The sequence below is a fragment of the Pandoraea commovens genome (genome assembly GCF_024704525.1).
Classification (GTDB): domain Bacteria; phylum Pseudomonadota; class Gammaproteobacteria; order Burkholderiales; family Burkholderiaceae; genus Pandoraea; species Pandoraea commovens.
Genome location: NZ_CP102780.1, coordinates 1,979,353 through 2,004,709, shown reverse-complemented (window position 1 = coordinate 2,004,709; position 25,357 = coordinate 1,979,353). Strand labels below are relative to the sequence as shown.

General features: G+C 62.1%; 27 protein-coding genes and 1 tRNA gene. 19 read left to right on the top strand and 9 right to left on the bottom strand.

Annotation, left to right across the window (positions count from 1 at the left end; genetic code table 11):
• Positions 1–35: 35 nt before the first annotated feature.
• Positions 36–1,658, bottom strand: a complete 1,623-nt coding sequence (locus NTU39_RS09445; protein ID WP_257959727.1) for a restriction endonuclease — start codon at positions 1,656–1,658, stop codon at positions 36–38.
• Positions 1,659–2,224: 566 nt separating this feature from the next.
• On the opposite strand from NTU39_RS09445, the gene NTU39_RS09440 reads away from it, so the two are divergent.
• From NTU39_RS09440 to NTU39_RS09420, 5 genes are all read left to right on the top strand, one after another.
• Positions 2,225–2,923: a phosphatase PAP2 family protein gene (locus tag NTU39_RS09440; protein ID WP_257959726.1), complete on the top strand. Its 699-nt coding sequence runs from the start codon at positions 2,225–2,227 to the stop codon at positions 2,921–2,923.
• Between the two features lie 101 nt (positions 2,924–3,024).
• Entirely contained in the window at positions 3,025–3,786 is a 762-nt protein-coding gene (locus NTU39_RS09435; protein ID WP_257959725.1) for a sulfite exporter TauE/SafE family protein, read from the top strand.
• Positions 3,787–3,928: 142 nt separating this feature from the next.
• Positions 3,929–4,591: a phosphoribosyltransferase gene (locus NTU39_RS09430; protein ID WP_150664712.1), complete on the top strand. Its 663-nt coding sequence runs from the start codon at positions 3,929–3,931 to the stop codon at positions 4,589–4,591.
• Between the two features lie 242 nt (positions 4,592–4,833).
• Positions 4,834–5,364 carry a glycine cleavage system transcriptional repressor gene (locus NTU39_RS09425; protein ID WP_150664711.1) on the top strand — a complete coding sequence of 177 codons (531 nt, stop codon included), beginning with the start codon at positions 4,834–4,836 and terminating at the stop codon, positions 5,362–5,364.
• Entirely contained in the window at positions 5,333–5,956 is a 624-nt protein-coding gene (locus tag NTU39_RS09420) for an SRPBCC family protein (RefSeq protein ID WP_150664710.1), read from the top strand. The genes NTU39_RS09425 and NTU39_RS09420 overlap by 32 nt, the downstream gene beginning before the upstream one ends.
• A 59-nt stretch (positions 5,957–6,015) precedes the next feature.
• Here the strand turns inward: NTU39_RS09420 and NTU39_RS09415 are convergent, their stop codons facing one another.
• Together NTU39_RS09415 and NTU39_RS09410 are read right to left on the bottom strand one after the other, a co-directional pair.
• Positions 6,016–6,774 (bottom strand): IclR family transcriptional regulator, encoded by a 759-nt coding sequence (locus tag NTU39_RS09415; protein WP_150664709.1) that lies wholly within the window; start codon positions 6,772–6,774, stop codon positions 6,016–6,018.
• A 344-nt stretch (positions 6,775–7,118) separates the two neighbouring features.
• Entirely contained in the window at positions 7,119–7,967 is an 849-nt protein-coding gene (locus tag NTU39_RS09410; RefSeq protein ID WP_246184617.1) for an NAD(P)-dependent oxidoreductase, read from the bottom strand.
• Between the two features lie 390 nt (positions 7,968–8,357).
• Between NTU39_RS09410 and ybgC the strand changes: the two genes are divergently transcribed.
• The 9 genes from ybgC (at position 8,358) to NTU39_RS09365 (ending at position 15,355) form a co-directional block, all read left to right on the top strand.
• Entirely contained in the window at positions 8,358–8,840 is a 483-nt protein-coding gene (gene ybgC / locus NTU39_RS09405) for a tol-pal system-associated acyl-CoA thioesterase (RefSeq protein WP_150664707.1), read from the top strand.
• Positions 8,841–8,878: 38 nt separating this feature from the next.
• Positions 8,879–9,553: a protein TolQ gene (gene tolQ / locus NTU39_RS09400; RefSeq protein ID WP_039399508.1), complete on the top strand. Its 675-nt coding sequence runs from the start codon at positions 8,879–8,881 to the stop codon at positions 9,551–9,553.
• Positions 9,554–9,574: 21 nt separating this feature from the next.
• Positions 9,575–10,009, top strand: coding sequence for a protein TolR (tolR, locus tag NTU39_RS09395; RefSeq protein WP_046291400.1), 435 nt, complete (start codon positions 9,575–9,577; stop codon positions 10,007–10,009).
• The gene (tolA, locus tag NTU39_RS09390) at positions 10,006–11,043 is read left to right on the top strand and encodes a cell envelope integrity protein TolA (protein ID WP_150664706.1); all 1,038 of its coding nucleotides are present in this window, start codon (positions 10,006–10,008) and stop codon (positions 11,041–11,043) included. The genes tolR and tolA overlap by 4 nt, the downstream gene beginning before the upstream one ends.
• 101 nt (positions 11,044–11,144) lie before the next feature.
• A complete protein-coding gene (tolB, locus tag NTU39_RS09385) occupies positions 11,145–12,437 on the top strand; it encodes a Tol-Pal system beta propeller repeat protein TolB (RefSeq protein ID WP_150664705.1) in 1,293 nt (430 codons plus the stop codon).
• A gap of 30 nt (positions 12,438–12,467) precedes the next feature.
• Positions 12,468–12,968, top strand: a complete 501-nt coding sequence (locus NTU39_RS09380; protein ID WP_174984711.1) for an OmpA family protein — start codon at positions 12,468–12,470, stop codon at positions 12,966–12,968.
• A 10-nt stretch (positions 12,969–12,978) separates the two neighbouring features.
• Complete coding sequence (gene ybgF / locus NTU39_RS09375; RefSeq protein ID WP_246184598.1) at positions 12,979–13,722, top strand: tol-pal system protein YbgF; 744 nt, start codon at positions 12,979–12,981, stop codon at positions 13,720–13,722.
• Between the two features lie 335 nt (positions 13,723–14,057).
• Entirely contained in the window at positions 14,058–15,173 is a 1,116-nt protein-coding gene (locus NTU39_RS09370; protein WP_150664704.1) for a YeeE/YedE family protein, read from the top strand.
• A 106-nt stretch (positions 15,174–15,279) separates the two neighbouring features.
• Positions 15,280–15,355, top strand: a tRNA-Lys gene (locus NTU39_RS09365).
• A gap of 146 nt (positions 15,356–15,501) precedes the next feature.
• Here the strand turns inward: NTU39_RS09365 and NTU39_RS09360 are convergent.
• Positions 15,502–16,359 carry an alpha/beta hydrolase gene (locus tag NTU39_RS09360; RefSeq protein ID WP_150664703.1) on the bottom strand — a complete coding sequence of 286 codons (858 nt, stop codon included), beginning with the start codon at positions 16,357–16,359 and terminating at the stop codon, positions 15,502–15,504.
• Positions 16,360–16,484: 125 nt separating this feature from the next.
• On the opposite strand from NTU39_RS09360, the gene NTU39_RS09355 reads away from it, so the two are divergent.
• The 5 genes from NTU39_RS09355 (at position 16,485) to NTU39_RS09335 (ending at position 21,415) form a co-directional block, all read left to right on the top strand.
• Positions 16,485–17,267: an AraC family transcriptional regulator gene (locus tag NTU39_RS09355; RefSeq protein WP_150664982.1), complete on the top strand. Its 783-nt coding sequence runs from the start codon at positions 16,485–16,487 to the stop codon at positions 17,265–17,267.
• A gap of 111 nt (positions 17,268–17,378) precedes the next feature.
• Positions 17,379–17,843, top strand: a complete 465-nt coding sequence (locus NTU39_RS09350; RefSeq protein WP_150664702.1) for a RidA family protein — start codon at positions 17,379–17,381, stop codon at positions 17,841–17,843.
• A complete protein-coding gene (locus NTU39_RS09345; RefSeq protein ID WP_257959724.1) occupies positions 17,840–19,231 on the top strand; it encodes an adenylosuccinate synthetase in 1,392 nt (463 codons plus the stop codon). The genes NTU39_RS09350 and NTU39_RS09345 overlap by 4 nt, the downstream gene beginning before the upstream one ends.
• Positions 19,221–19,841, top strand: a complete 621-nt coding sequence (locus NTU39_RS09340; protein ID WP_174984709.1) for a pyridoxamine 5'-phosphate oxidase family protein — start codon at positions 19,221–19,223, stop codon at positions 19,839–19,841. Before NTU39_RS09345 ends, NTU39_RS09340 begins: the two co-directional genes overlap by 11 nt.
• Before the next feature lie 200 nt (positions 19,842–20,041).
• Positions 20,042–21,415 (top strand): MFS transporter, encoded by a 1,374-nt coding sequence (locus tag NTU39_RS09335; RefSeq protein WP_257959723.1) that lies wholly within the window; start codon positions 20,042–20,044, stop codon positions 21,413–21,415.
• A gap of 56 nt (positions 21,416–21,471) precedes the next feature.
• On the opposite strand, the gene NTU39_RS09330 is transcribed toward NTU39_RS09335, so the two are convergent.
• The 5 genes from NTU39_RS09330 to NTU39_RS09310 all read right to left on the bottom strand — a co-directional run bounded on the left by NTU39_RS09330 (position 21,472) and on the right by NTU39_RS09310 (position 25,321).
• On the bottom strand, positions 21,472–22,626 hold the full coding sequence (locus tag NTU39_RS09330; RefSeq protein WP_257959722.1) for an alpha/beta hydrolase: 1,155 nt from the start codon (positions 22,624–22,626) through the stop codon (positions 21,472–21,474).
• Between the two features lie 39 nt (positions 22,627–22,665).
• On the bottom strand, positions 22,666–23,013 hold the full coding sequence (locus tag NTU39_RS09325; protein ID WP_257959721.1) for a BrnA antitoxin family protein: 348 nt from the start codon (positions 23,011–23,013) through the stop codon (positions 22,666–22,668).
• On the bottom strand, positions 23,000–23,266 hold the full coding sequence (locus tag NTU39_RS09320; RefSeq protein ID WP_257959720.1) for a BrnT family toxin: 267 nt from the start codon (positions 23,264–23,266) through the stop codon (positions 23,000–23,002). The genes NTU39_RS09325 and NTU39_RS09320 overlap by 14 nt, the downstream gene beginning before the upstream one ends.
• 222 nt (positions 23,267–23,488) lie before the next feature.
• A complete protein-coding gene (locus tag NTU39_RS09315; RefSeq protein WP_257959719.1) occupies positions 23,489–24,283 on the bottom strand; it encodes an inositol monophosphatase family protein in 795 nt (264 codons plus the stop codon).
• A gap of 78 nt (positions 24,284–24,361) precedes the next feature.
• Positions 24,362–25,321, bottom strand: a complete 960-nt coding sequence (locus tag NTU39_RS09310) for a phosphatidylinositol-specific phospholipase C (RefSeq protein WP_257959718.1) — start codon at positions 25,319–25,321, stop codon at positions 24,362–24,364.
• Positions 25,322–25,357 lie beyond the last annotated feature (36 nt).

Below are 25,357 nucleotides of genomic sequence, written 5' to 3'. Positions count from 1 at the left end.
CCATCTCCCACGGTCTTTCACACGTCCCGTGCGCCTCAGAACAGCGCCGCAGTCGTATCCACGGTTTCCGGCACGACGACACTGGCGTCGACACCGGCATTTTCCTTGAGCAGGAAGACGAGATGATGTCCGGAGAGCAGCTCGATGCGACGGTCGCGCGCGAACTCCTCGACGCCGTCGTCGAACTCGCCGGTGGTGATCAGCATGCCGCGCGCAGCGCCGATCTGTTGCATCTCGGAGAGCATTGCACGCGCCGCCGTCAGTTCCAACCGCGCGCTGCGATCCATCTCGCGGAAGATGTGGACGACGACGTCGCCGCCGAAAATCGGATGCGGGTCCCATGCGCGGCACGTCAGCATGCCTTCCTGTTCGCCGGGCACCAGCGGCGGGCCTTCGAAACCATGCGAGCGCAGCAGATGGAACATCACCTGGGTGAAGTCCTTGTCGCTGAGCGTCATCAGATTGAAGCGGCGGTCGACGGCCACATCGGCATCGGTGATGACTTGCGTCATATCGACACCTGCCACCGGCGTTACCGGCTGCAGCGCGTCGGGTCGTGCCGACACGCGCGCACCGAGCGCCGCCAGATGCGTGGTGGCGTCACCTTCGCTCAGCACGAGCGCCGCGAAATCGGCGCGGGCCGCATGTACGCTCGCAAGACAGATGCGCGCGTCGCCATCATTCGCATAGAGGTTGAGAACGACGGCCCCCACGTGCCGCAGCGGATCGGCGGCGAACAACTCATGCAACGAACGCAACACAATCTGTTGCAGCGCACCGGCATAGGCCTGTGTGCGGACGGCCTCACCGGCGGGCACACCTTGCACAGCGTCTTCCGCCGCGTTGTAGTGATAGTCGAGCGCCGTCGGCACGGCAGCGTCGAGCGTCGGCACGTCGTACCCGATGGCCAACAGCTTGAGGTTCTCGACGTAATGTGCGGCGAGCGTTTGCTGGAACGCTTCCGGATAGGGACTGCGGCTGAGCACGATGCGCGCGTACCCCGTCACGGCAGCGGCCTCGCCGCGTAGCAGCGCGCCTTCGAAATCGGCCACGGCCGCGTTGTGACGGGTGCTCTCGGCGCGCGCTGCTTCCGTCGCCTTTTGTTGGGCGATCTGAAGGATCATCGACCCCTGGGTCCGGCGAATCTTCGAGGCTTCGTATTCGCGCTCCGCGTGGACAAACTCGCTGCGCGCCTTGGCGACGGTCTGCTCATAGCGTCCGGACGCGCCGGGCATTGCCAGCGCCAGTCGCCCCGGCTTCTCGGGTGCGAACGTCTCCCACTCGGGCTTCGCCAGAATCTTCGGCAAATGTCGCGTATCGAGCACGGGAGGCGTATTGCGCGCGCGCAGATCGGCCGGAGGAATGCGCAAGTCGCGGGCGAGCCCATCGGCAAGCAGGCGCTCCAGTCGCGCCACTTCGAACTTCGCGCGCGCACCCTGCGCGGCGGCGTCCGCCTGTCGCCATGCCAGCCGCAAGCGCTCGCTTGCGACCGGGTCGGCGGCCGGTGCTTCTTCCCAGGCACGTTGCGCCTGATCCAGCGCGCGGACTTCCGCCAGCGAGCGCGCCTGCGATTGTGCGTGCTGCTGTTCGCGCGTGTGCGCTGCGCGCCAGAACTCGCGCGCCAGCCGATCGATGATGCTCTCGAATCCCCGATTCACTACTGCCCCCGCATGCAATTTTGATTTTGTTTTGACGAGCGAACTGACTGCCGTACCTCGACCATGCTCAGACCGTGCCTGCGCTGCGCCGGGACGGTCCGTCTTTCTCTCGGTATCGTCATGCGGACAGACCATCCACCGCCGACAATTTCCGATCATTCCCAACCATTACGTAGGGGACGATTGTAGGACGTTGCCCCGGTTCGCCGCAAAAAAATCTTTGATTCTCAAGAGATCGGAGCATGTCACGGTTGCAACGCCAGCGTCCTGATCGTCATCAAACCGCCATCGCTTCCGGGCAAGCTCCGGGGTCGAGCCTCGCCATCGCGGTCTCCCCCCGGCAGACGGCCGACGCGCCGGTCGCGAACGCCAACAGCCTTCAATGAGGTACGTCGGCGGGTTCGCGTACCGAACGCCGCTCAACGCCGCGTGAATACCCCGCTTTTGGGACGAGCCCGTCTCCGCGACTCCAATGGCGACTACCATGACGCGATCTCGCCGAACGTCGCTCAGCGCCGATTGCGCCCGACTTCCGGCGGTTGCCCCCTCTTCTCCGAAATCGCGTCATGACCGAACTCGCTCCGAACGCCGCCCCCACCACCTCGGCCACCCCTGCCACTTCGACGCCTTGCCTGCGCACCGCGTGGTTCAGCGCACTGGCCTGCCTGCTGCTCGCGCTCGTCGCGATTCCCTGGGTCGACCGCCCTGTCGTCGACTTCGCCCATGTGCACACACAAGGCACTCGCTGGATTCAGCACATCGCAGAGTTGCCCTCGCCGCTGTTCGTGCTGGCGTGGCCGACGTTTCTGATCGTCGGCGCGGTGTTGTTCTTCCGCCGCAAGCTGCCGTCGTGGGCGGTCACGTTGTGGCTCGCGGCGGGCGCTGTCGGCGTTGGCAGTCTGGCCAAGCAAGCGCTGAAATTCGTCTTCGGACGCACCTGGCCCGCCACGTGGATCCATGAGAATCCGTCGTATTTGCGAGACGGCGTTTTCGAATTCCGGCTCTTTGGCGGCAACAGCGCCGCCTTCGCATCGTTTCCCTCCGGTCACCTCACCGTGATCCTCGCGTTCACGACCGTGCTCGCCCTGCGTCATCGCGTGCTTCGCGTACCGTGCGCCATCGCCATTGCACTGACGGCCTTCGGACAACTCGCCGCCGCCTATCATTGGACGAGCGACGCGCTTGCCGGGGCCGCACTCGGTATTGCCGTCGGCTCGCTCTTCGTCATGGGCTGGCAGCACTGGCAGGCAGGCCATCGCGCCTGAACCGGGCGTACGACAGCGCGGACAGCAGCGCCTACCGAATGCCACGACCCCGTGCATCTGCGCACGGGATCGCCGCATAATGTCGGCGGAAAACTAAAAACATGACCGCCGATCCACTGCTTCCCCTCCTCCCGCTCATCGCCGGTGCCTGCATCGGCGGCTTCGTCCAGGGCTTGTCCGGCTTTGCGTTCAGTCTGGTAGCGCTTTCGTTCTGGGCGTGGTCGTTGCCGCCCACGCTGGCAGGTCCGCTCGCCGCCTTCTGCTCGCTCGTCGGCCAGATCCTCGCGTTGCGCACCGTGCGCCGGGCGGTGCCGCTGGCGCGTCTTGCGCCGTTCGTATTGTGCGGACTGGTGGGCGTGCCGGTTGGCGTGTGGATTCTGCGCTACCTCGATCCGGTGTGGTTTCGGGCGGGCATCGGCACCATCCTTGTCATCTATTGTTCAATCCTGTTGCTCGCGGCGCACCTGCCACGCATTGCGCACGGCGGCCGGGCGGCCGACGGCGTCGTCGGTTTCATCGGCGGCGTGATGGGTGGCATCGGAGGGCTCGTCGGCGTGGTGCCCACGCTGTGGTGCACGCTGCGCGGATGGGACAAGGACATGCAGCGCGCCGTCATGCAGATCTTCTTCATCGTCATGCACACGCTCACCATCACGCTTTACGCCGTGCATGGTGTGATCACCGCGCAGACACTGCACGCGTTCGCGATTGTCGTACCGTCGATGATCCTGCCGACGCTCGCGGGCGCGTGGGCTTACAAGTTCCTCTCCGACCACATGTTCCGGCGCATGGTGCTGGCGCTGCTGGCCTGCTCCGGCGTGACGCTGCTCGTCGGCACGGTGCCCGAACTGCTGGCGCGTTAAGACGGACGTCGCACAGACAATGTCCGTCGCAACGCGTGAAAGTACGCGCGCGCGGACACATTCGATGCAAACGAGCATCAGGCCCCGGCGTTACGATGGGATGATTCCCGTCGCCTGCCGGGCTCGCCCCCGCGCCCTTGCCATGTCTGCCGTAGCCTCGTTTCTCGATCGTGCCGCCGCAGGCAATGCGCTGGCCGAAGTGCTCGCCACGCACGCGTTGCTGTCGCGCTGCGCACCTCCCCTGGTGCTCGCCATCCCGCGTGGCGGTGTGCCGGTCGCCATGCCGATCGCGCGCCAGTTGAACGGCACGCTCGACGTGTTGCTCGCGCACAAGCTGCGAGCGCCCCATCAGGCCGAACTCGCGGTCGGCGCAGTCGACGAATTCGGCGGCATCTTTCTTGCCGATCATGCGCTCTCGCTCGGCGCAACCGGTACGTATCTCTCGCATGAGAGCGCCCGCCAGCGAGCGTTGATTCAGCAGCGGCGTCAGGCCTATACACCGGGACGCGGCGCACCACACGTCATGGGTCGCCCCGTCGTCATCGTCGACGACGGCATCGCGACGGGCGCCACGATGACAGCGGCGTTGCGCGCGATGCGACGACTGGGCGCAACGCCGCTCGTAGCTTGCGCACCGGTGGGTGCGCGCGACGCCATCGCACGTCTGAGCCCGCTGGCCGACGCCGTCGTCTGTCTGGAAACACCGCAGCCGTTCTATGCGGTCAGCGTGGCATACAGCGACTTCGCACAGACGGACGACGCGACCGTTATCGCCTTACTCGCGATGGCGGCGGATCGTCCTTGATTCGCCGTTCTCCCCTGCCCATACGCCACCGCCAGCCCGTCCCTTCAACGTCCTCTCGCATCCGGCATTGCCCGCCGTAGCGGCGCACCCCGCGATTGCACTACACTTGAGCCTGCTGCGCGCAACGTATCGGTCGGCTCACCTTGAATCGCCACGACGTCAGGGACCACGACCGGCACATCCTGAATCACGAGCGCGCGGCATGCGCCGCCTCTTGCCCCTCAGTGTCGATGGAGCCTGTGATGACGACGTCCCTGATTCTCAACGTGATCGGTCCGGATCGCCCGGGTCTGGTCAATGCGATCGCCGATCGCGCCACCGCCGTCGGCGCCAACTGGCTGGAAAGCCGTCTCGCCAATCTTGCGGGCCAATTCGCCGGCATCATCCATCTTCAGGTTCCCGACGAGCAGACCGAAGCGCTCACTAAAGCGATGCACGCGCTTGAGACGCACGGCCTGCAAATCTCCGTCACCCACGCGCAAAGCGCCGCCGCCGATCCGGGCGCGCGCGCGCTTCAGCTCGATCTGGTCGGACAGGACCATCCGGGCATCGTCAAGGAAATCTCACACGTGTTGTTCACGCGCGGCATCTCCATCGACGAACTCGCCACAGAGTGTGTCGAGGGCTCGATGTCCGGCGGCACACTGTTTCGTGCGACGGCGCGCCTGCACGTGCCTGCGAGCGTAAGCACCGATGCATTGCGTGAGGTTCTGGAAAGCCTGGCCGACGACCTGATGGTCGATGTCGAACTCGATTCGCCTCCCGGTGCGTGAGCGCGCGCCGATGAAGCGAGTCTTCCTGTTCCTGCTCGGGGCGGTGGCCATCGTCGCCCTGCTGTCTTTGTTGCCTCTGCCGTTCGAGCGCCAGACGCATGTCGTCACCGTGGTCACGCTGCGCGCCCCGCCGCAAGCCGTCTACGACTACGTGACGACACCGGCGAACTGGCCGAAATGGCATCCGGCATCGCTTGCCGTGCAAGGCATGACCGATCATCCGCTGACGGTCGGGGAAGAAGTCGCAGAAGAATTCCGGCTCGCGGGACGTCACGGCATCCTTCACTGGAAGGTCGTGGAGGCAAAGCCGCCGTTCGAATGGCGCATCGAGGGTGAGGTCAATCGACGGCCGTCGGGTGCCGTGCGCTACACGCTGACGCCGGACGGCACGGGCACGCGCTTCAAGCGCGACTTCATGTATCGCACCCCGAATCTGCTGTTTCTGATCCTCGATCCGGTCTTTATCGGCCCGCGCATGCGTGCCGAGTCGGCGCAGGGGGCCAAGCAGCTTGAGCAGATGTTCGAGGCGCTCGCGCCGGGCGTGCCGTCACCGGCGTCGGTGCCGGAGGCCGCCAGCAGCGCAGGGCAATAAGCGACGTAAGCGAGGTAAGCGAGGTAAGCGACGCCCTGCCCCTGCCTGCACGCGGACGATTACTCGTTGAAGGTCGCCGCCATGGTCTCGGCGGCACGCTGAAGTTCGGGCAGGAACGTCATGAGCTGTTCGAGCGTGCAGTGTTGCGCGCTGGCCTGCACGGCGATGGCCGCACATGCGCGGTTGCGGTCGAGCATCACCGGCACCGCAACGGCGATCATGCCCGGCACGTGCTCTTCGTTATTGGTGCCCACACGGCGCTTGCGCGTCTCGACGAGTTCCTCGCGCAGATCCTCCAGATCGGTGATCGTGTTCTCCGCGCGGGGACGCAGCGGCAGGTGCGCAATCAGCTTCTCACGTCGCGCTCTGGGCAGGAACGCCAGCAACAGCTTGCCGCTGGCGGTGCAGTGCAGCGGCACGCGCGAGCCGGGCGAGAGCTTGAGCTGACGCGACCAGTCGGTCTCCACGCGATCGAGATAGACGAGGTCGTCGCCCGACAGCATCGACAGATTGCAGGTCTCGCCGAGCTTGTCGACCAGTTGCTGAAGCACGGCATGGCGCGCCGCCGCCGGCCCCACGTGCATCAGCGCATTGATGGCCATGGCGCGCACACGCGACGACGGCTCGTAATGTCGGCTGCCTGCTTCACGAGTCACGAGCCACGCGGCTTCGAGTTGTTTGAGAATGCGATGCACTGTCTGCTTGGGCAGACCGATCGCGGCGACGATCTCCGCGAGTGTCATCGGGGCGCCTGAGGCGCTGAGGATTTCGAGAATACGAAATGCGCGGACGGCCGCGGCGTTCGACTGATTGCTCATGCCGGTTGGGTCTCGGGTTCGAGTTGTGTTCTAGATCGTTATCGCTCGCGGCGGCTCCCTCCAGTCCCACATCGACACGCCACCGCGCCAGCCCGCTCCCAAGCCTCCACGTCGCCGTGCCGTCGCGCCGCGACGTCCCGTTTTCCGCATTCTAGTGCCAATCTTCTATTCAGACGATTGGAGATAAACCCGGAGAGATGCCTGATATTTCATACCAACGGCCAGAGACCGGGGGGATGGCGCGCCCGGGACGGCCTGCGACCAGCGTCACAAATCGTCCCCACAGAAGCTTGGTAGCGCAGCAGCACCGGACGCCCGAACCGGGACGCCCTGCCCCCTGACCGTTACGCCTTGCCCGACAACACGCGCAGACGGTGGATCAGGCTGGACGTGTCCCAGCGCGAACCGCCCAGTGCCTGAACGTCGCCATAGAACTGGTCGACGAGCGCCGTGACCGGCAGCGAAACGCCGTTGCGCTGCGCTTCCGCCAGACACAGCCCGAGGTCCTTGCGCATCCAGTCCACCGCGAAGCCGTAATCGAACTTGCCGTCGATCATCGTCTGGCCGCGATTGTCCATCTGCCAGCTGGCGGCTGCGCCCTTATTAATGACGTCGAGCACGAGCGGCATGTCCAGCCCGGCGCGCTGACCGAAGTTGATGGCTTCCGACAACCCTTGCACCAGTCCCGCGATACAAATCTGGTTGACCATTTTGGCCAACTGACCGGCTCCGGCTTCGCCGATGCGCGTGACGGCACGACCGTAGGCGCCGAGCGTGGCGGACACGCGATCGAATGCCGGGGCGTCGCCGCCGCACATGATCGTCAGCACGCCGTTCTTGGCGCCGGCTTCGCCGCCGGAGACCGGGGCGTCGACGAAATGCAGGCCCTTCTCGCGCGCGACGGCGTAGAGCTCGCGCGCCACATCGGCCGAGGCGGTGGTGTGATCGACGAAGACGGCGTCCGCCTTCATGCCCGCGAATGCGCCGTGCTCGCCGAGCACGATGCTGCGCAGGTCGTCGTCGTTGCCCACGCAAGCGGCGACGATGTCGGCGTCGCGCACGGCCTCGGCGGGCGTGGCTGCTGCATTGCCGCCGTACTCCTTGGCCCATTGCTGCGCCTTGGCCGCCGTACGGTTATAGACCGTCACCGAGTGACCGGCACGTTGCAGATGGCCAGCCATCGGGTATCCCATCACGCCCAGACCGAGGAAGGCGACGCGAAGGGAGATAGAGGCGGGGGTAGCAGCGGAGGCAGCGGAAGATTGCGTTGTGGGGGAAGTCAATTCAAGGGCCTCGCAGGTTGGTTCACTATGAGCGACCGGAGGGCACGCAGTGCAGGCGTGCGCACACGGCGGTCTTGTCTGAAATACAGGGGGCTTGCGAGCCGTCATTATAGAGACGGCCACCGCCCGCACGCTAGCGCCATCCCCCGCCACACGGGGCATCGCGACGATTTCGCCCCAGTTTGGTGCTTAACCGGACCGTCCGGACGACATCCAATAATCGCTCGTAACAATCAGGGGGTCCGGCCTGTTTGAAAAATTGTGTTTCCGTGACTGGCGTTACCGCTGCGTTCCGATACAATGCGCGGCATGGCTGATTTTGATACCTGTTGGTCAATTCGCGTTTACTACGAGGACACGGACGCCGGAGGCGTCGTCTTCTACGCCAACTATCTGAAATTCTTCGAACGGGCCCGAACCGAGTGGCTCCGTTCGCTTGGCATCGAGCAACTTGAACTGGCCCGCAATACCGGAATGATCTTTATTGTGCGCGCCACGGCACTCGATTACCTGAGCCCTGCCCGGCTCGACGATCTCGTCGTCATCAAGAGCCGCATCGAACGTATTGGCGGCGCCTCCGTCGACTTCCTTCAGGAAGCCTGGCGCGACGCCCCCGACGGCAGCAGCGAACTGTTGGCGCGCGGCAGCATCAAAATCGGCTGCGTGGCCGCAGACACGTTGCGCCCCGGCAAGATTCCCGCGCACGTGCGCCTCGCCATGCAATCGGCAGCCAGGACGGCTCAAGCCTTAGCGGATGCAGCTGCCCGATCGGCAGCCGCCTGAAGCCAGGACAATAATTCCGGTCAGTCAATAACCACACCATGCCCGATCAAGACCTTTCCATCATTTCGCTGGTCATGCATGCCAGCGTGCTCGCCCAGGCAGTCATGGGCCTGCTGCTGCTGCTCTCGCTGCTCTCGTGGACGCACATCTTCCGCAAGATCTTCGCGATCCGTCGCGCGCGTGCTCAGACCGAGCGCTTCGAGCGCGACTTCTGGTCCGGCGGCGATCTTCAGGCGCTGTATCAAAGCGCGCTGAACAACCGTCACCAGACCGGTGCGCTGGAACGCATCTTCGAATCGGGCATGCGCGAATACATCAAGGCGAGCGAGAAAGGTCTGAACGATCCGCATGCCATTCTGGACGGTGCGCGCCGCGCCATGCGGGCTTGCTATCAACGTGAAATGGACTCGCTCGAAGCGAATCTGCCGTTCCTCGCGTCGGTCGGTTCGGTCAGCCCATACATTGGTCTGTTCGGTACGGTGTGGGGTATCATGAACGCTTTCCGCGGCCTCTCGAACGTGCAACAGGCAACGCTCGCCAACGTGGCGCCGGGTATCGCGGAAGCGCTGGTGGCAACTGCCATCGGTCTGTTCGCCGCTATCCCTGCCGTGGTTGCCTACAACCGCTTCGCCACCGACATCGACCGGCTGTCGATCCGCTTCGAGAGTTTCGTCGAAGAATTCTCCAACATCCTGCAACGGCAGATTCACTAAGCATTCCGGGAGCGCCGAGACATGGCAGGTTCTATGCGCAACGCTCGCCGCGGCCGTCGCGCCATGGCGGACATCAACGTCGTACCGTACATCGACGTGATGCTGGTGCTGCTCGTCATCTTCATGGTGGCTGCCCCGCTGGTCGCGCCGTCGATCGTCAATCTGCCGAGCGTCGCCAATGCGAGCCCGCAGCAGCAGACGCCGCCGGTGGTCGTCAATATCGAAGCGGACAATCGCATGCTGGTGCGTTACAAGGATGGTGAAAACACCATCGAGCAACGCATGAGCGCGGGCGATCTGACCGGTTTCCTGCAAGGCCGTCAGGCGGCGAATCCGGATCAGCCGGTCGTCATCGCCGCCGACAAGTCGGTGCGGTACGAAATCGTCATGAACGTGATGTCCGATCTCAAGGCTCAGGGCGTGAAACGCGTGGGCCTGCTCGTCAAGCAGAAATGAGTCGCACTGTAGCTCGCTCCGACCGTCCCATCGGTCCGCGCAAAGATGAGCGCGGCACGGGACGGGCATTCCTTCTCGCGCTGTTCATGCATGCGCTGCTGTTCGCCCTGCTCTTCTACGGCATGCGCTGGCAGAACAGCTCGCCCGCCGGTTCCGAAGCGGAATTGTGGACGCCGACCGAAGTGGCCGAACCCACACCGCCCGTCGTGACGCCGCCGCCCACCCCGGCCCCGCCGGCCGTGGCCGCCCCCACGCCACCGGCCGAAGACGCCGACATCGCCCTCCAGCAGAAAAAGCGCAAGCAGGAACAGCAAGCCGCCGAACAGGCGCGTCTGCTCGAAGCGCAGCAGGAGAAGGCGCGTCAGGAAGCACTCAAGCAGAAGCAACTTGCCGAGCAGCAGGCGGCTGCCGAACTCGCGCGCAAGAAGGCGGCAGACGACGCGGCACGCCAGCAGAAGCTGGCCGATCAGAAGAAGGCTGACGAACAGAAACGTCAGAAGGAAGAAGACGCCAAGAAGGCCGAACAACTGAAGCAGCAACAATTGGCAGACGCGCAGAAGAAAGCGGATGCCGAGAAGAAGGCTGCGGAAGACAAGGCGGCCAAGGCCAAGGCTGCGAAGGAAGCGGCTGCGCAGAAGGCGGCGGATGCGGCACGCGCCGATCGTCTGGCCTCGTTGCGCGGCATGGCAGGAGGCACTCCGGGCGCGACCGGCAACGGTCTGGGCTCGCAGGCGGGCGGTACCGGCTCGGGCGCCGGCGGCACGGCATCGGCGGGTTACGCCGACCGGGTGCGCGCCAAGGTCAAGCCGAATATCGCTTATGGTGGCGACACCGAGGGCAATCCCACGGCGGTCGTGACGGTACGTCTGGCACCGGATGGCAGCGTACTGTCGATGCAGTTGGCCAAGTCGAGCGGCAACCCCGCGTGGGACGCCGCCGTACAGGCCGCCATCACCAAATCCGATCCGTTGCCGCGCGACACGAACGGCAAAGCCCCCCCGACCGTCAACCTGCGCTTCAGTCCAAAAAACTGAGTGTGTTGTCAAACGGGAACGAAAACCGAGCGATGCGAGTCCATTTTCATTCGAATGTGGTAAAAATGGCCCTTGCAACGCGTAACTGACCAATCGAACGCATGCGAATTTCCAGTCAATATGCATGGCGTGCGCTGGTGGCCACCTGGCTCACCGCGGCTTGCACGATCGCCCATGCGCAGACACCGCTGACCGTCGACATTACGGGCGTCGGCTCCAACCGTTACCCGATCGCCGTGTCGACTTTCAAAGGCACGGCGCCGACGGATATCGTCGCCGTCGTCAAGGCCGACCTGAGCAATAGCGGTCGCTTCAATCAGATCGATACGGGTGGCGCCACCGTCGGTGTGGACGATTCGGTCGATCTCGGTACGTGGCGCGCCAAGGGTGCAAACGCTTTCGTCTCCGGCACCATCGCCCCGGCAGGCAACGGCAACTTCCAGGTCAGCTTCCGTCTTTACGATGCCGTGAATGGCCAGCCGCTCGGCGGTCTGGCGCTGACGTCGTCGCAAGCCAACCTGCGTCTGACCGCCCACAAGATCGCCGACTACATCTATCAGAAGTTGCTGGGCGATCGCGGCGTGTTTGCCACGCGTCTGTCGTACGTGCTGCACAACGGCCCGAACTACCAGCTTCAGATTTCCGACTCGGACGGTCAGGATGCACGCGTCGCCCTGAACAGCCGCGAGCCGATCATCTCGCCGGCCTGGTCGCCGGACGGCACCAAGGTCGCCTACGTCTCCTTCGAGAAGCGCAAGCCGGTCGTGTACATCCACGATCTGCCGAGCGGCCGCCGTGCCGTGCTCGCGAACGAGAAAGGCAACAACTCGGCACCGTCGTGGTCGCCGGACGGCACCAAGCTGGCCGTGGCCCTCTCGCGCGACGGCAACACGCAGATCTATCAGGTCAACGCCAATGGCGGTGGCCTCAAACGTCTGTCGCGCAGCGGCGCGATCGACACCGAACCGCAGTATTCCCCGGACGGCAAATGGATTTACTTCACGAGCGATCGTGGAGGTGGTCCGCAAATCTACAAGATGCCGGCCGGTGGCGAGAGTGAAGGCGGCGCGCAGCGCGTGACCTTCAAGGGGAGTTACAACGTCAGCCCGCGAATCAGTCCCGACGGCAAGTTGCTCGCGTTCATCGCGCGTCAGGGTGGCGGATTCAAGCTGAGCGTGCAGGATATGAGCACTGGCGATGTTACGGCTCTGACCGACACCAGCCACGACGAGTCACCGAGTTTTGCCGCGAACGGCAAGTACATTCTTTATGCAACGCAGTCCGGGGGCCGAAAGGTTCTCGCGGCAGTCTCGGTGGACGGGCAAACCCGGCAGATTCTTCAGGTTCGAGGAGGGGAAGTTCGCGAACCCTCCTGGGGCCCTTTTATGCAATAACATCAACAGCAACATCAATCGGAGGCTCATATGAGTTCCCTGCTTCGTAATATCCTCGCCATCTCTTCGCTGGCCGCTCTGGCCGCTTGCTCGTCGGGTGTGAAGCTCGACGACCAGGCTAACGCCAACAAGGGTCAGACCACGACCGACGCACGTGCCGTCGCCCCCGTCGACGCATCGGCTGACGAACTGAACAACCCGAACGGCCCGCTCGCCAAGCGCAGCGTGTACTTCGGTTTCGATTCGTACAGCGTCGATTCGCAATACACCCCGCTGCTCCAGGCTCACTCGGCCTTCCTGTCGAAGTACTCGCAACGTCGCGTGCTGCTGCAAGGCAACACCGACCCGCGCGGTACGAGCGAGTACAACCTGGCCCTGGGTCAGAAGCGTGCTGAAGCCGTCCTGAAGACGATGACGGCACTGGGCGCCAACGCCAACCAGATGGAAGCCGTGTCGCTGGGCAAGGAAAAGGCTACGGGTACCGACGAAGCCACCTGGGCCCAAGACCGTCGCGTCGACCTGGCTTATTGATTGAATCGTCATGACGTCTCGTTTGCTTAAAAACATGATCTGCGCGGTGACGCTCGGCACTTCGGTGCTGAGCCCGCTTGCGCATGCCGGATTGTTCGACGACGACGAGGCGCGCAAAGCGATCCTCGATATCCGCAGCCGTCTGGATTCAGACAAGCAGCGGATCGAGGGGCTCACGCGCAACGTGCTGGATTTGAACAACCAGATCCAGCAGTTGCAACGTGATCTGGCCGATCAACGCGGCCAGAACGAAGATCTGAAGAACCAGCTTGCGAACCTGCAACAAAGTCAAAAGGATTTCTACAACGACCTCGATGGCCGTCTGAAGAAATTCGAACCGCAGCAGATGACCGTCGGCGGCGTGACCGGCACCGTCCAACCGGGCGAGAAGGAAGTTTTCGACGCCGCGCTGACGAAATTCCGCAACGGTGACTACAAGGGTGCGCAAACGGATTTTCGGACCTTCACGGCGAAGTATCCCGCCAGCCCGTATCAACCCGAAGCGCAGTTCTGGCTTGGCAATGCGCAGTACGCCAACAAGGATCTGAAGGGTTCGACTGCGACGCTGCAAGGGATCGTGACGAAGTACCCGACGAGCCCGAAGGCTGCCGAGGCCATGCTGGCAATTGCCAGCAACCAGGCGGAATCCGGGCAGACTGCGGCAGCGAAGAAAACGTTGCAGGATCTGGTGGCCAAGTACCCGGACACCGAATCGGCAGCGGAGGCCAAGAAGCGCTCGGCCAAGCTGAAGTAAGACGCCCCCTGGGAGGTTGAGCGAACCAACCTTCCGTGTGAGGTCACTCGTCAAACGAACGACGCCGCCCCTGGGCGGCGTTGTCGTTTCCGGCGCGCACTTTACGAGCGATGGGCATGACCTCAAGTAGAATACGGACTTTCCAAACGTTCGAGGCGCGGCGTCTCAGGGGATGCGTGTGGACCGTCAGTGTCCCGCACGTCATGGCGACCGTACCCGCGATGTGATCGTGCACAGGTTGCGCATCACGTCTGATAACAACACTGCCTGCCGCGCCCCGTGGCTCGCGTCAACGTATCGAACGGCCAGTCCGGCCGCTATCGTCTTCTCGCCTCATGACCGACGTCGATCTGAACGCCCTCTCCCACACTGTCGTGTGGCTCACCTTTGGCCTGGCCTTCGTGTTTGGCGCTGTGCTCCAGCGCACGCACTTTTGCACGATGGGCGCACTCTCCGACATCGTGAACATCGGCGACTGGAATCGCATGCGGATGTGGTGGCTCGCCATTGGCGTCGCGACCATCGGCACGGGCGTGCTCGCCTCGCAGGGCATCGTCGATCCGGTCAAGGCCATTTACACGACGCCGCGCTTTACCTGGCTCTCGTATCTCGTCGGCGGCTGGTTCTTCGGCTTCGGCATGGTGCTCGCATCCGGATGCGGCAGCAAGACGCTCGTGCGCATCGGCGGCGGCAATCTGAAATCGTTGCTCGTCTTCGTGATGATCGGCGTGTCGGCATACATGACGCTCAAGGGCTTGTTCGCTGTCTTGCGCGTGGCCGCGCTCGATAGCGTGCAGACGACGTTTGCAACGTCACAGGATCTGCCCACGCTCCTTGGCGGTCTGTTCGGTGGCGACGTGCACCGTGCGCAACTCGTGCTCGGCGTGATCGTCGGTGGCGCATTCGTGATTGCCGCCGTTGCCCGACGCGAATTCTGGACGTTCGACAATCTGCTCGGCGGGCTCGTGGTGGGCACGATCATCGTGGCGCTCTGGTACGTCTCGGGCAAGATCGGTTACGTCGCCGAGAATCCGAACACGCTTGAAGAGAGTTTCGTTGCGACGAACTCCGGCAAGATGGAAGCACTATCGTTCGTCTCCCCGCTCGCTTACACGCTGTACTGGCTGATGATGTGGAGCGACACCAGCAACGTCATCACGCTGGGGATTTCGAGCGTGCTGGGCGTGATCGCCGGTTCGTTCGTGTACGCACTCGTATCGCGCAACTTCCGCTGGGAAGGTTTCCACGGGACGGAAGATACGGCGAATCACATGGTCGGCGGTGCGTTGATGGGATTCGGTGGCGTGACGGCGCTGGGTTGCACGGTCGGACAGGGGCTCTCGGGTGTGTCGACGCTGGCGGTCGGCTCGTTCGTCGCCATCGCGGCGATTCTGGTGGGCGGCGTCTGTGCGTTCAAGTATCAGATGTGGCGCATTGAGCGCAGCGTTTGAGCGTAATTCGCGTGCAACTGCGAGAAACAGCCTCGAAATGGACACATCCGCGTCACAGAAGTCTTGACACTATAACGACCGCGACGCTATAATCTTTTTCTTCGTTGGGTCGTTAGCTCAGCTGGTAGAGCAGCGGACTTTTAATCCGTTGGTCGCAGGTTCGAATCCCGCACGGCCTACCAAACGAATTCAAGGGGTTGCGAGTCATCGCAACCCCTTTTCTTTTTTGCTCGCGTGGGCTTTTCTGCCTTCGCCGCACTTTCCATCGCTTCGGTGCAGGCGATGCCTCTATCCAATATCAGAGGCATCATAATCGCCACACCATCGATTATCGATGCTTGATCATCGCGAGTATCGCGTTCGACAGGTCGTTCCCTTCGATGCCCACACGATCCACTGCATCGAAGTGGTGACCGTCACGCTGACGCACGATCTGAACATCCAGCCCATGATCGTCCAGAAGCGTCTGAAACTGCGCTTGCAACCGATGAAACTCGTCTGACTCGTCTCCGCCCACGCTGAGAATGTAAGGCAACGGCACACGCGGAAGATGTCGGATCGGGCTGAAGTCGGCGACTTCGCGTTCGTCGAGTTGCACCGCCTTGTTCAGATAGCACAGGCGAATCGGCTCGAGATCGTAGAGTCCGCTAATGGCACACGCCCCCTTGATCAAATCGAGCGGCGCATCGTAAGACGTCCAGTCGGTGCCGGCCAATGCCGCCGTCAGATGACCACCGGCCGAGCTGCCGCATACAAAGATCGCGTCACCATCGACCCCAAGGTCCGCCGCATTTCTATACAGGTGCAACACAGCCTGTCGATTGTCCTCAACGATATCCCCCATACGAACGGCGGGCGCCAGACGGTAGTTCACGACCACGAAGTTGATGTCGTTGGCCTGATAGAGACCGGCGAGCGCGCTGAAATCCGACTTATCCAGCGATTGCCAGTAGCCGCCATGAATGAACACCAGGGTGGGTCTACCCGTACGTTGGGCAGGGAACAAGTCGTAGGTCTGCTTCTCGTCGGGTCCGTACGCCACATCCTCACGGACCGCATTTGCTCGGCGAAATGCTTCACTGGTGCCGGCCCATCGAGAGAAGATTTCGAGATGATCGGGAATGCCTGCGCGAACGTTGTATTGACGATCCAGCGCCTCTTGATCAAATGAACGGTAAACCGTCATGCTAGCCTCACTATTCGAAATTGAAGTTGATCTTCCGCCGCGTTTCTCCGGCGCGAAAAGCGAATCTAAGACGGATGCGCCACAGCTGCACGCGAGTAAGTGTCAATCTATGCCGAGGTCACGCCATGTTCGGGAAGAGTGAAAATCGAGAGGACTACCAGCTCATCAAACGCCCTGTGGGGGGCATGGCGCGCGACCTGCCCGATCGGTACTTCATCGACCATCACGAGCATGTCCGAGGTCAATTGATCTATGCATGTTCGGGCTCCATCATCGTGACCACCGCACAAGGCAACTGGGTCGTCCCTCCACTGCGCGCGGTCTGGGTTCCGCCGAAAGTGAGGCACTGCATGCAGGCCGTGGGCCCTATCGAGATGCGTACGCTGTATTTCGACGCCGATCACGTACCGCTTCGCGCCAGCGATTGTTGTGTGATATCGGTTTCGCCGCTGCTACGCGAACTCATCGAAGCCGTCACAAGAATTCCAGTCGACTACGATATGGAGGGAAGAGACGCAGCCGTTGTGAAGCTGCTGTATCACGAGATCAGACCGTTGCGCATCGAGCCTCTGCACCTTCCGATGCCATCGGACGAACGTATTGCCCGTATCTGCCGGTGGATTCTGTCGAACCCTGCCGAAGAAACGTCCGTCGCCGCATGGAGCCAAGTGGTCGGCGCAAGCGAGCGCACGATCATTCGCTTGTTTCCGGAGCAAACCGGCATGACATTCACACGATGGCGACAGCAAGCCCGACTGCTCGCCGCGGTTCAGATGCTCAGTGCACAACGCTCGGTGACGGACATTGCATCGTCGCTCGGCTATGACAGCACAAGCGCGTTCAGCGCGATGTTCCGTAAAGCGCTCGGATGCACACCGACCGAGTTTTTCAAAACCGGCGGCTCCTGATGCGAATTGGCGTAATCGCGACACACGTCTGCACCACCGCCACATTTTCTCCTTTTTGAATCCTCCAGAATTAATGGACAGCCGCAGCGGCGGCACCTTTCTGGAGATCAAATGAGCATCTACAAACGCATCGCCGAAGCGGGACTCACCCTACCGCAACTCTCGGTGACATCCGCGCCCTTCAAACCTTTCAAGCTGCACGAAAACACACTGATCGTATCGGGACAATTACCGGTGCGCGATGGCGCACCTGTCTGGACCGGCAAGGTGCCCGCCGACGTGTCCACCGATGACGCACGCAACGCCGCGAGACTTTGCGTCATGAACGTACTCGGATGGGTCCACGTTGCCACGGACGGGCAATTGGATCGCGTGAAGCATGTGCTGCGCGTTGGCGGCTTTGTTGCGACGTCGGAAGGATTTGCAGACGCACCTTCAATCGTGAACGCAGCATCGGAGCTGCTGACACAACTCTTCGGCGAGGCCGGTGAGCATGCACGGATCGCCATCGGCGTCGCAAGCCTTCCGTTCAACGCGCCCGTGGAAATCGAGGCCACGTTCGTGCTCGCCCCATGAACCCCACCACCGGTTACGCCGACGTACTCGTCGGACTGCAATATGGTGACGAGGGAAAAGCAAAAATCGTCGACAAACTTGCCAGCGATTACGACATCCTCGCTCGCTTTAATGGCGGTGCAAATGCTGGTCATACAGTGGATTCACCACAGGGCCGTGCCCGACTTGCCCAAGTGCCTTCCGGCGTGTTTCATCCGAAGACGTTGCTTTACATCGGATCGGGATGCGTGGTCAATCTGACTAAGCTGTCGGATGAGATCGATACGCTGGCCAACATCGGCGTCGGGCTCCATGACCGTCTGTTTGTCAGCGAGGAATGCGCGCTGATTCAACCCGCTCATCTGGAATTCGATGCGGGGAACGGCGCGGACATCGGTACGACCGGCAACGGCGTCGGGCCGTGTTACGCAGGTCTGGCCCTTCGTTCGCATCGTGGTGTACGAACTGCGCTTCAGCTTCGCGATCTGGTTGCGGATGAAGCCTGGACGTTCACGCAGATGGCGCAGTATGCGTCCCTGAGCGGAAACGCCCCGGAAGACGAGACGGCCAGGGCATTGACAATCGCCACCATGCGCAAAGCCTGGCAGCGCTTGCGAGACACGATCACTGTGGTGGACTCCCAGTGGATCACTCGCAAGGTCATGAACGGCGCGAGAGTGCTTTTCGAGGGGGCGCAGTCAGTCATGCTCGATGTCACTGCAGGAGCGCAACCCTACGTCACGTCCAGTCACACGTCGCCCTCGTTTGCTTTTGTCGGGGGCGACCTTCCCTGCAAGTATCACCGCAAGACGATCGGCGTCGCGAAAGCGATCGCTTCTCGCGTCGGCTCGGGTCCGTTTCGCTCGGAGTTCGGGGGCGCACGGTCCGCCCGATACTGCGCCGACGCCGCGCTACGGGGCATCGGCTGGCGAGAGGAAATGGATCGGTTCGACGCCGACGCCCTGCTCAGTTCAGACGACGATTTTTCCGTCGGCACCGCGCTTCGCATTCTGACGCGCGAGTACGGCACTGGCAGCGGACGCCCGCGTCGCCTTGGACGGCTGGATCTTGCCCAGTTGGCGGACGTCGTGAAGCGACATGGCGTGGACGAGCTCTATCTGAACAAATGTGACTGCCTATCCCTTTTCTCGAAGACACGCGACGGCCAGATCCCCGTACTCGTGAATGCTGCCAGTGACGGCACACCAGCGCCCGAGCTCCGGCACTTTCCTGCTTTCGACACACTGCCTCCAACGCCAAGCGCTTTCGATGAGCTTCCGCGCCCCTTGCAGACACTGCTCCAGACAATTCAAGCGTTCACCGCATGCCGCATCGTCGGCATCGGCCTTGGACCCGGCCGTGAGCAGCTACTTCCTATCACTGAAGGAGACCTCAGCCATGACACCTGATTACCTCGACACTGAAATGCGACGGACCGATCTCGCGTGGAGCGACTGGCCCGCCATCGAAGCCTTCTTGCAAGACGAACTGATTTGCCGTGCGGCAGTCAACGACACCCCGTTTCCTTACGTGGTGCCACAGAGTTTCACTTTCACGGGTGACGCGTTTCTGATCCACTGCTCGCGATTCGGGACATTCTCCAGGCTCATTCAACAAGATCCTCACGTAGTCATCGCTATCGATCGTCCCGTGGCTCTGCTGAAAGCCCCCAAAGGCCAAAACACCAGCCTTGAGTACTACAGCGTTATCGCGCGGTGTCGGGCGATGACCAGTCTCGACACGCATCACGTGATCGCGCACCAGAATGAAGCGCTGGCGAAGTTCCGCCCGGAAAACGACTACACCGCGATAGAGCCTGCCGCCGCGAATCAGATAATGGCCATCCGTTGCCGCATCGAGAGCCTCAGCGCGAAAAAGCGCATTCTGGCCGACGGCCAGCACTCACCGCCCGGTCAACCGAAAGCACCGTATCTTCGCTATGCGTTCGAGCGAGGTGCGTGCGTATCCGGCTTACCCGAGGAAGCCTTCGATCCTCATCGTTTCGGTCGCAGTCAATAGTCTTCCCACACGAGCCGAACGAACACCAGCCACGCCCGGCTGAAATTTGAAAGGAGTATCACAACTCACATTGGCGTAACTTCGATTGCTCACGACATTTTCCAGCGCGCCGCCCGAGTTTTGGCGCACGACATTGATACCGCCAGCATCGAAATTCGGTGCTGACGAATTCAACGAGACGCGCAAATGGAGAGAGTCGTATGCAAATGCAATCGATTGAAGTGAGCAGAGTTTCGGCAGCACAACGTTTGGAACGATTGCCAGTGTGTGGATATCACCGATGGTTATTTCTGGTGATATCGCTGGCATTTTTCTTCGACAACATTGATCTCGCAACCATGGCGTTCCTGCTCGGCTCGATCAAAGCCGACTTCGCACTCACAAACGTGCAGGCAGGCATGATCGGTAGCGCGAGCTTCGTTGGCATGGCTATCGGCGCCATCTGCTCGGGTGTTGCCGCTGACCGCTTCGGACGAAAGCCGGTGTTTCAGATCAGCATGCTGGTCTGGGGTGCCGGAAGTGCGCTGTGCGCGCTGGCACCGGGACCGGTAGCGCTCGGCGCTTGCCGGGTCTTGCTTGGCATTGGCATGGGGATGGAGTTGCCCCTTGCACAGACCCTGTTGTCCGAATTCATTCCGACCAAAAAGCGCGGTAAATACCTCGCGCTGATGGATGGAAACTGGCCGCTCGCATTCATCTGCGCAGGCCTCCTTTCCTACGCGATACTCGCCCAACACAGCTGGCGTGTCCTGTTCGCCCTGGAAGCCGCACCAGCCCTGTTTCTCTTCGCGGTTCGTCGATATGTGCCCGAGTCGGCACGCTGGCTCGAATCTCAGGGGCGATATGCCGAAGCCGACGAAGTCGTAGCCAACATTGAGCGCTCTGTGATGCGCAGGCTCGGTTTGGACACTTTGCCGTCGATTTCACCTACGCCGGTAGAACCCGTCGCAGGCGGGCGCGGCCTACGCGTCATCTGGTCGGCAAACTATCGGGTGCGCACCCTTGTGGTCGGGGGATTATGGTTCTTCGCGCTACTGGGATTTTATGGGTTGAACACATGGCTGGGCGCGCTGCAACAAGCCGCTGGCATCGCGGTAACGAAGTCCGTGTTGTTTACGGTCTACATATCGCTGGGTGGCATTCCCGGGTTCCTCGCCGCAGCCTGGGCGGTGGAGCGGATCGGACGAAAGTTGACGTGCGTCGCCACCCTCGTGGGCGGTGCAATCGCGACATACGTCTTCGGGCAACTGTTGCAGATTGCCGCTGCCGAATGGGCAATTTATGCGGCCGGGGCGTGCATGCAGTTTTTCTCTTTTGGCATGTGGGCCGTTTTGTATGCTTACACGCCGGAGCTGTTTCCCTCCAGAGCGCGCGCCACCGGTTGTGGATATGCATCGCTCTGCGGTCGAATCGGTGCTTTGCTTGGACCGACATTCGTGGGCGCCATCGTTACCTGGTCGACGAGCGATGCGGTGTTTCTCTTTTCGGCGACCTGCTTCGGCATCGCTGCGGCATGTGTCTGGTGCTTCGGCGTAGAAACCAGGGGATCTCAACTCGAGACGGTGTCGACGTGATGTGAGCTTCGGTTGGGGGGTACCACGCATATCTCCCCAACCGAATGGCATTCAATTCATCGAGCCTTCAGCGCGGTGCCCGCGATCACCGGACACGATGGAGGCAACGCCCGCCCGAACAGTACGGCGAGTCCGCACGCGGATGTGAACATGCCGAGTCCGTCATGTCCGATGCCCGGGACTTCTACGACCTGCTGTGCGAGACCGTCCGGATGGCGCTTTTTCAGGTAGTCGAAATACGCCAGCCCACGCGCGAGCCGGTACGGCCCCTGCGCCATTCCCCCACATGACCGATCGATGAAGTGCGTGTACGGATTCGTGTCGGCCTGCCCGAGCAGGTACACGACATCGCGCGCGACGTAATGCGCTTCGAGGTCACGTGCATCCTGCGAGGCCACGTAGGGCGGTGCGGACTTCAGGCCGTACTTCCATTGCGTCGCACGCGGACACGTGCCGTCCGCGATGGCCTGCGCATTCGGCCGCTCGTCGTCGAAATACAAATAGCTCGACGGATTCGCAACCACGTAACGCACCGCAATGCCCGCACGCGCGAGTGCATCGCCTTCGCGCCCCGTCACGGCGTAACGTTGCAACAACTGCGCGCCGGCCGAGTGCCCCATCATGACGACCGTCGACAACGACGGATACAAACTGCGATTGGCGAAATGTGCGAGCAACGCGTCGAGCGCCTCGAACGAGCTGATCGGCCCCGGCTTACGTGCAGGCTCCCCGCCCTTCCATCCTTCCTGCGACCACGCCAGCGTCGATGGTGACAACGAAAACGCCCGCGTATCGGCGGGCGTCAGAAACTGGGGTGCTACGACCATCGTACTCTTGCGGTCCTCGTCAGCCTTCTCGACAACCTGCAGCCCCGAGGCGTAGTACACATCGGCATTGCGCAGTGTGCCGTGAATGACGATGAACACACGCGTGACGTCAGGCGCAGGCTGATTCAGCGGATGGTCAGCAAAGACAGGCAGCACAGCGCTGCCGTGCGGCGTGTCGACGGCAATGCGTTGATCGGCAACCGCCTTAACAGGGGCCTCAAGACGCGCCCGCTCGCTGGACGTCGCCGCCTGGACGGGATGTGCACAACCCAGCACGCCTATGATGGCACTGGCGCTAAACTGAACACCCCGCGTCAAGAAGCTGCCGACAAACGGCTTCGGCGACGACCGCAATGCCGCAACGGCAACAGAAATGAATGACATGGTGACGGCTCGCTTAAAAGAGATGACGCGGAGCTGGAGTCAGCATGCGGAAATCATGTGATGTGACTCGGCATAGGCTCGCAACACTTCGTTAATTCGCGTTTGCCAACCGGTCCCAGTGGCCTTGAAAGCGTCAATGACCTCACGGTCCGCTCGCATGTTCAGCGTGACTTTTCGCTGATTCTCCGGGAGTACGGGACGACCACGGCGCTTGAGAATCGCGGCGGCCTCGGCTGGCCCCAACGCTTCGGAGAGCACCTCGCGCGCGGGTCGCATATTGCGCAATTGCGCTTCTGTTAAAGGGGGGTTATCCGGATCCGCTTTCGCTGCCCTGGTGATAGCGGCATCTTCGGCGTCGGTCATCGGGTGACGCTTACGCTTCGTCATACACTCTTACCTCACGTCTGTTGGCTTTGCGGAGGCTTATCACGCGAATCACCCCGCTTCTGACGGTGAACACCATCACGTGAATACGTTCGTCGATCGGGCCGGTCGCTACGAAACGCTTGTCGTTGTACTCGTGGCGAATGTCCGCCTGCAGCATCGCGCACTCAAAGTCGAACCACTCTGCAAAAGCCAGCGACAGTCCATGCTTTCTCCGGTTGGCTTCGTCTTTCACCGGATCAAACTCGATTTGCATTGATTTATTGTATGGGCATTAATTAACGTGCGTCAACAGATGCACTTGGTGACGATCCATACCCATCATTGCAGCGACACCGGTCTCGGAGCTTTCAGGAGAATCCGAACGACCGAAGCGTCCCTTTCAGAAGCCGTCACAACGCTTCGATGCTGTTCAGACCCACTACGATCCAAAGCTATTTCGTCGCCCACGGTCCCGACGGTGACGGTTCGCCATCAATCACTGCACCGTTCGGCTATACCCCGCCAGCTTCGGCACCATCTGCGCATACACCGCCGGGTTGCCAGCGACGATTTCGCCAAGGCGCAAGTAATCGCCGCCGCCCGCGTAATCGCCCACCCGGCCACCGGCCTCGGTGATCAGCAGACTCCCGGCGGCCATGTCCCATGCGTTCACGCCCTGCTCGAAGAAACCGTCGAGCCGTCCGGCGGCGACGTTCGCAAGATCCAGCGCGCATGCCCCCGGGCGTCGCAACCCAGCACATGCACCGCTCATCTCGATGAACAAGCGCGTGTAGGTCTCTACATCGTCCGTCTCCCGGAATGGGAAGCCAGTGCCAATCAGCCCATCGGCCAGTTGCGCCCGCGCGCCCACCCGAATCGGACGCTCGTTCAGAAACGCCCCGCCACCACGCGTCGCCGTGAACAGCTCGTTCGCGTTCGGGTCGTAGACCACCGCCTGAACCACCTCGCCCCGATACGCCAGCGCAATCGACACGCAGTAATAGGGAAAGCCGTGGATGAAGTTCGTCGTCCCGTCCAGCGGGTCGATGATCCATTCGAAATCGGAACCGCCAGCCTCCCGTCCCGACTCTTCCGCCAGAATCGCGTGATCCGGATAGGCCCGCCGCAGCATCTCGATAATCGACGCCTCCGACGCCTTGTCCACCTCCGTCACGAAATCGTTGTGCTGCTTCTTGCTGACGGTCAGCCGACTGAGATCGCCCGAAGCGCGATGGATGATCTGTGCCGCGCCGAGGGCGGCATGGATCGCGACATTAAGCATGGGATGCATGGAACGAAATCCTGATGAAAAGCGACGACAACCGCCGCTCGGGGGATGAAACGAAACACAAGCGTGCGTGACGGCGCATCACGTCTCCATTGAACGCGGAGCATCGTCGGCATCGGACGAGCCGCGCCGCCAGCGCGCATTTCGCGCCACCAGCTCGCGCACCAGCGCCCAATCCGCGTGCTCGCAAAAGTCGACCATCATCGTGCCGCACGGCCCCTCGAACGCGGTCAGCCGCGCGCTCAGCATGTCGTTGATGCCGCGTTGATCGGGCCTGACACCACCACATGCCACACGATGCGGATTCGCGCCCATGCCGGTGCCACTGCAAAAGTTGACCACCCAGCGCTCAGCAGCAAGCGCATCGCTGCGAGCGAGCAGTGCATCGATCCGCCGCCACTTGAAATCGATGGACGCTTCCACCGGCACACGGTACTCATCCTGAATCGTGAACGACGCACCGGCGCGCTCAATATCGAACGTGGCGTTGTCCGGCCACGCCGCGAGATCGATCCCCATCGGGGCAATCGCCGTCGGCGCATAAGCAAAACGCCGCCACAACACAATCGCCCCGCGCACATCTCCCAGACGAGGAATCGTGTCACCCAGATACCAGCGGACATGCGCCGCATAGCGCTGGACGTACGACGCAAAGGTCCGCGCGAAGCTCTGCGAGCAGTGCCGGTCGCCACACTCGTCCTTCACCGACATCACGATGCACTCGCCCGGATGGCGCACGAAAAACGCCGCACACGTCGCGATGACGTCGTCGAACATCAGCCCCAACGCAATGCGCTGATGATTGATGTGAAAGACATCGTCCTCGTGACGACAGCGAATATCGAGTACCCGCACGCCATGCGCCAGTTGAACAGCCAGACTCGCACGCTGCGTCCGGGCGAGCGCGTCGTCCACGGTGTAGGCACACGTGTCGTGACTGCCGGGCAACGTCAGGCAGTTGAGTGGGATGTCGTCCGGCAGATCCGTCATCCAGGCGGCCTTCGCGACACGTGCTACCGTTGCATCTTGTTCGTTCGTCATCTTCTTGCCCTTTTCGTCGTGCACGCTGCGCGAAGC